This is a genomic window from Azotobacter bryophylli, assembly GCF_042643485.1.
Taxonomy (GTDB): domain Bacteria; phylum Pseudomonadota; class Gammaproteobacteria; order Pseudomonadales; family Pseudomonadaceae; genus Azotobacter; species Azotobacter bryophylli.
On record NZ_JBHRSJ010000010.1, the window covers coordinates 111,452 to 115,928 of the forward strand.

At 67.4% G+C, this 4,477-nt stretch carries 7 protein-coding genes; 5 read left to right on the forward strand and 2 right to left on the reverse strand.

Annotated elements, in window-relative coordinates; translation table 11 throughout:
• Nucleotides 1-76 precede the first annotated feature (76 nt).
• The 4 genes from mauD to ACFOJE_RS05805 are packed head-to-tail and all read left to right on the forward strand — an operon-like array spanning nucleotide 77 to nucleotide 2,111.
• On the forward strand, nucleotides 77-670 hold the full coding sequence (mauD, locus tag ACFOJE_RS05790) for a methylamine dehydrogenase accessory protein MauD (protein WP_377813343.1): 594 nt from the start codon (nucleotides 77-79) through the stop codon (nucleotides 668-670).
• Nucleotides 671-694: 24 nt separating this feature from the next.
• Nucleotides 695-1,234 carry a methylamine dehydrogenase light chain gene (locus ACFOJE_RS05795; RefSeq protein WP_377813344.1) on the forward strand — a complete coding sequence of 180 codons (540 nt, stop codon included), beginning with the start codon at nucleotides 695-697 and terminating at the stop codon, nucleotides 1,232-1,234.
• The gene (locus ACFOJE_RS05800) at nucleotides 1,227-1,664 is read left to right on the forward strand and encodes a c-type cytochrome (RefSeq protein ID WP_377813346.1); all 438 of its coding nucleotides are present in this window, start codon (nucleotides 1,227-1,229) and stop codon (nucleotides 1,662-1,664) included. The genes ACFOJE_RS05795 and ACFOJE_RS05800 overlap by 8 nt, the downstream gene beginning before the upstream one ends.
• Nucleotides 1,665-1,670: 6 nt before the next feature.
• Entirely contained in the window at nucleotides 1,671-2,111 is a 441-nt protein-coding gene (locus tag ACFOJE_RS05805) for a c-type cytochrome (RefSeq protein ID WP_377813347.1), read from the forward strand.
• A gap of 172 nt (nucleotides 2,112-2,283) precedes the next feature.
• Here the strand turns inward: ACFOJE_RS05805 and ACFOJE_RS05810 are convergent, their stop codons facing one another.
• A complete protein-coding gene (locus tag ACFOJE_RS05810) occupies nucleotides 2,284-3,027 on the reverse strand; it encodes a cache domain-containing protein (RefSeq protein WP_377813348.1) in 744 nt (247 codons plus the stop codon).
• Between the two features lie 80 nt (nucleotides 3,028-3,107).
• On the reverse strand, nucleotides 3,108-3,863 hold the full coding sequence (locus tag ACFOJE_RS05815; RefSeq protein ID WP_377813349.1) for a FadR/GntR family transcriptional regulator: 756 nt from the start codon (nucleotides 3,861-3,863) through the stop codon (nucleotides 3,108-3,110).
• 387 nt (nucleotides 3,864-4,250) lie between these two features.
• Here ACFOJE_RS05815 and ACFOJE_RS05820 point away from each other — a divergent pair.
• Nucleotides 4,251-4,477, forward strand: a 227-nt coding sequence (locus tag ACFOJE_RS05820; protein ID WP_377813350.1) for an aldehyde dehydrogenase family protein, incomplete at its 3' end; no start/stop codon positions are given.

Consider the following 4,477-nt stretch of genomic DNA (forward strand, 5'->3'; position numbering starts at 1 on the left):
AGCAGGTCATCGCCAACGGCAACCGCCGGCTCCTGCTGAACGGCGCCAACCAAGCCAAACACTGAAGAGAATCGCCATGTCCATACTCATTTTCGTCGTCGCCGTGCTCAGCGTGCTGGTGCTGGGCCTGATCATCGTGGTGTTCGCCCTGGCCCGCCAGATCGGCATCCTCTTCGAGCGCATCACCCCGATCGGGGCGATGGTCAACGACAGCGGGCCGAAGATCGGCGAGACCACCCCGGCCTTCGACCTGCCCAGCCTGACCGGTGGCAGCGTGCGGATCGGCGCCCCGTCCGAGAAGAGCAGCCTGATCTTCTTCCTCTCGCCGACCTGCCCGATCTGCAAGAAGCTGCTGCCGGTGCTCAAGTCGATCAGCAGCAGCGAAGACCGCTGGCTCAAGGTGATCCTGGCCAGCGACGGCGACGAGGCCAAGCACCGGAGCTTCATCGAGAGCGCCGACCTCGCCCAGTTCCCCTATCTGCTCTCCGAGCAACTCGGCGTGACCTACCGCGTCGCCCGCCTGCCGTTCGCCGTGCTGATCGACGGCGAGGGCGTGGTGCGCGCCAAGGGCCTGGTCAACACCCGGGAGCAGCTGGAAAGCCTGTTCAACGCCATGGAGTCCGGATACGCCTCGATCCAGGACTACGTCGGCACCGTTGCCCATCAGTAACCATCGCCACATTTGGAGCAAAGCATGTCAAACCTTCTGGATAGGCTATTCGGAGTCCTCGACAAGGCGGCCGAAGCGGGCACCCGCAAAGCCGCCCAGCACGTCAGCCGGCGCAGCCTGCTGGCCAAGACCGGGGTCATCCTGGCCGGCACAGCGCTGATGCCGCTGCTGCCCTTCGACCGTTCCCTGGGCGGCCTGGCCCACGCCGCCGACAAGGAGGCCGACGAGACCTCCTGCGATTACTGGCGCTACTGCGCCCTCGACGGCCAGCTGTGCAATACCTCCGGCGGCACCACCACTTCCTGCCCGCCGGGATCGGAAGCCTCGAAGGTTTCCTGGATCGGCACCTGCCGCAATCCCAACGACGGCAAGGACTACCTGGTCTCCTACAACGACTGCTGCGGCAAGGCGACCGTGCAGAGCTCGACCTTCTGCTTCACCAACAAGGGTGAGCGTCCCGGCTATCGCATGGGCCTGCACAACGACATCAACTGGTGCATGGCCAACGACAACAAGGGCTATCACTGCACCGTGGCCATGGTGGTGGGGTTGGCCGATGAATAAGTTCAGAGTCCTGGGCGGCGCCCTGGCGCTGCTGCTGGCCTCCGGCCAGGCGCTGGCGGACGGCAAGCAACTGTTCAACCAGCACTGCTCCAGCTGCCACGGCGCGGAAGGCGCCGGCATCGACGGCGTGGCCCCGCCGCTGCGCAATCCGACGCTCTGGCAGCGCCTCGGCGAGCAGGCGCCGACCTACCTGACCGGGGTCTGGGCCGGCGGCCTGAGCGGCAGCCTGGAAGTCGACGGCCAGACCTACCGCGGTCTGGTCATGCCGCCGCAGACGCAGATCCCGGCCGCGGACCTGGAACAGGTGGCCGGCTACCTGTTGCACGACCTCAACGGCGCGAAGCAGCGCGTGGAACGCGCCCAGATCGAGGCCGCGCGCCAGGCGCCGCTTTCCCATCAACAGTTGCGCGCCCTGCGCAAGGGGGTCTGATCCGAAATGCGTACCGTCATGCTGCTTGCCCTGCTGCTTCTCGCCGGCGCCCAGTCCGCACTGGCCGGCGAACGCAGCCCAGAAGTCAACTACGTGCTGCGTTGCGCGGGCTGTCACGGCATGGACGGCACCGGCGCGGAAAAGGCGGGCATCCCGCCTTTTCCCGGCCTGGTCGATGCCTTCTTTGCCGATCCGCAGGGTCGCCTGTACCTGATGCACGTCCCCGGCGTGGTATCCAACGGCCTCAACGACCGGGAAATCGCCCAGGTGATGAACTACGTGGGCGAGCGCTGGCGCAAGCCCGGCGCCGAGATCCGCCACTTCAGCGAGGCGGAAGTGGCGCGCCTGCGCGCCGAGCCGGTGGCGGACCTGGTCGGTCTGCGCCGCGACATCGCCCGGCGCCTGAAGGCCGAGGGCATTCCCGTCGCGGGCTATCCCTGGCCCTGAGACGAGTGGGGAAGGAATCGGGGGAAGAGAGGGAAACGGGGTAACGGACAGGTCCGAAACCGCTGCACGGGGGCCGATCCATTCGCCAGACCAGGCCGGTGGTGAATGGATCGGCCCCTGTTTCATGGGTCGGAACGCAACTGCCGCCGGTGACGGCGAGTCGGAACCCGCCTCAGGCAGCCAGACTGCCGGACTCCGGCAGGCAGATCAGGGACCAGTTCGCCGCCTGCTCGCCCAAGGACAGGACGGTGCAGCCGGGATCGGCCGGCAGGCGGCCGACCAGATCGCCCACGGTCCAGTCGGCGGTATTGGAGGCGACCACCCGTCCTTCCGCCGAAACCAGCAGCGCTTCCTGCGGCAGGCGCATCAGGTGGCGGGCCAGTTGGCGCTCGAAATCGCGCATCGGCAGATCGACCCCGGCGACGCCGATGAAGCGGCCGTTGGCGACGATCGGCAGGCTGAAGGTCAGCGCATACACCCCCGTGCAGTACAGATCCACGTAGGGACCGGCCACGGTGCAGGTGCCATGATCGCGGGGCACGCGGAACCAGGGCTTATCCTGATAGTGGAAGCAGTTGGCGCTGCTCTCGTCGAGGTTGAGGGACAGCGACAGGAGTTTCCCCTCGCCGACCTGGCGCCGCCACTCCATGTACAGCTGCCGATCGGCCAGGGTACCCGGCTGCAACACCACGCCGGCGCCCACGCAGGACTCGGTCTGCAGCAGCAGTGCGTCGATCCTCGGGCGCAGCTGCGCGAGATCGCGCGAGACCGGCCGGCATTGGGCCTCCTCGCGGGCCTCCCAGAAGCGGCGGACCTCATCGGCCAGCGACTGCAGACGAGCGAAGATGGCCTCGATCGAGACCTTGATGATCTGGCTGCATCCTTGCGGCGAATCGGGACCCATGGGAGCTGACACGACATTCACCTCGCGCACCTTTAAGGAGAAGACCCGGCGGTCGATGCCGGTCATGGAGCCGGATGCAAGAAGCGCTCCACTCAGTCGCTTCCGCCTTCCGCCGCCAGCAGCTCCAGGCGCAGATTGATCAGCCGCTTCACCCCGCGGGTCACGTGCGCCTCGGCCAGCGCCCCGGCCAGATTGGCGTCGCCGGCGACCAGTGCATCGAGGATGCTGCGGTGCTCCTGCTGGATCGCCGCGACATCCGGCGCCGTTCCCGATTCGATCCACAGCAGTTCGCCGATCTCGGCCTGCAGGCGCATTTCCGCGTTGGTCAGGCGGACCGACTGTGCCGCCACGGCGATCTCGATATGGAAATGCGCGTCGGCGCGGCGCCGCTGCTGACGGGTATTGGCGACGCCCAGCGCCTCGACATGGTGCAGCAGCCGCGCATGATGCTCGGCCGTGGAGCGCCGGGCGGCCAGACGCGCCGCCGTGCCGGAGATCGCCAGCTGCTCGTCGCCGAGGTCGCGCAGCTCCATGGTGCTCATCCGCTCCAGACGCTCCAGCAGCAGCGCCTGCGGCACCTCGATCGGGGCGCAGACGAAGCTTCCGCCGTTGCGCCCGCGGCGGGTGGCGATCAGTCCGCGCTGACGCAGCACCGCCAGCGCCTCGCGCAGGGTCACGGTGGCGACGCCGAACTGCAGGGCCAGCTCGCTCTCGCTGGGCAGCTGCTCGCCCTCGGCGAACAGCCCCAGGTCGATCACCTCGATCATCCGGCGGACCACTTCTTCGGTGCGCCCCTCCTGGCGCAGCCGCATGAAGCCGGAAGTGGGGGCGTGGTTGGGCGAACTCATGGGAGCGACGGCCTCGGATACTGCAGGGTTGGGTGAGCGCCGGGCAGAAGCCCCGACGGCGGCGGAGTGGCGGGTAACTCTAGCAGAGATTGGCACCAATACCTCTAAAAACAAATGCTTACCAAGTATTTCCGGCTGCGTCCGTGACGCCGTGTCCAGCCCAGACAGGACGCAGGCCGGAGCCGTTCCGACGGCTCCCGTGACGACTGCGACGCGCCGATGGCGGGCAAGCCTTTTGCTTGAGCGCGGAAGCGCCGATACCGCCCGTTCCTCCTGACGCCACGCCTGCCGGCAACGATGCTGGGGTCTTGGCAGACGCAAATACTTTAAGATATGGTTTCATAAGTTTTATGAAATTCCCCCCCTTTCGTATGCCAGGAGTTCGCGATGCTTCTGCAAGACCCCCGCCTGCTGCGCCAGCAGGCCTATATCGACGGTAGCTGGCAGGACGCCGACGGCGGCCGGACCCTGGACGTGAACAACCCGGCCACTGGCGAAGTCCTCGGCAGTGTGCCGAAGCTGGGCGCGGCCGAGACCCGCCGTGCCATCGAGGCCGCCGAGCGCGCCCTGCCGGCCTGGCGCGCGCTGACCGCCAAGGCCCGTTCCCAGAAGCT

Coding starts and splice junctions, on each gene's coding strand:
- mauD (WP_377813343.1), top strand. CDS start 77: ATGTCCATACTCATTTTCGTCGTCGCCGTGCTCAGCGTGCTGGTGCTG.
- ACFOJE_RS05795 (WP_377813344.1), top strand. CDS start 695: ATGTCAAACCTTCTGGATAGGCTATTCGGAGTCCTCGACAAGGCGGCC.
- ACFOJE_RS05800 (WP_377813346.1), top strand. CDS start 1,227: ATGAATAAGTTCAGAGTCCTGGGCGGCGCCCTGGCGCTGCTGCTGGCC.
- ACFOJE_RS05805 (WP_377813347.1), top strand. CDS start 1,671: ATGCGTACCGTCATGCTGCTTGCCCTGCTGCTTCTCGCCGGCGCCCAG.
- ACFOJE_RS05815 (WP_377813349.1), bottom strand. CDS start 3,863: ATGAGTTCGCCCAACCACGCCCCCACTTCCGGCTTCATGCGGCTGCGC.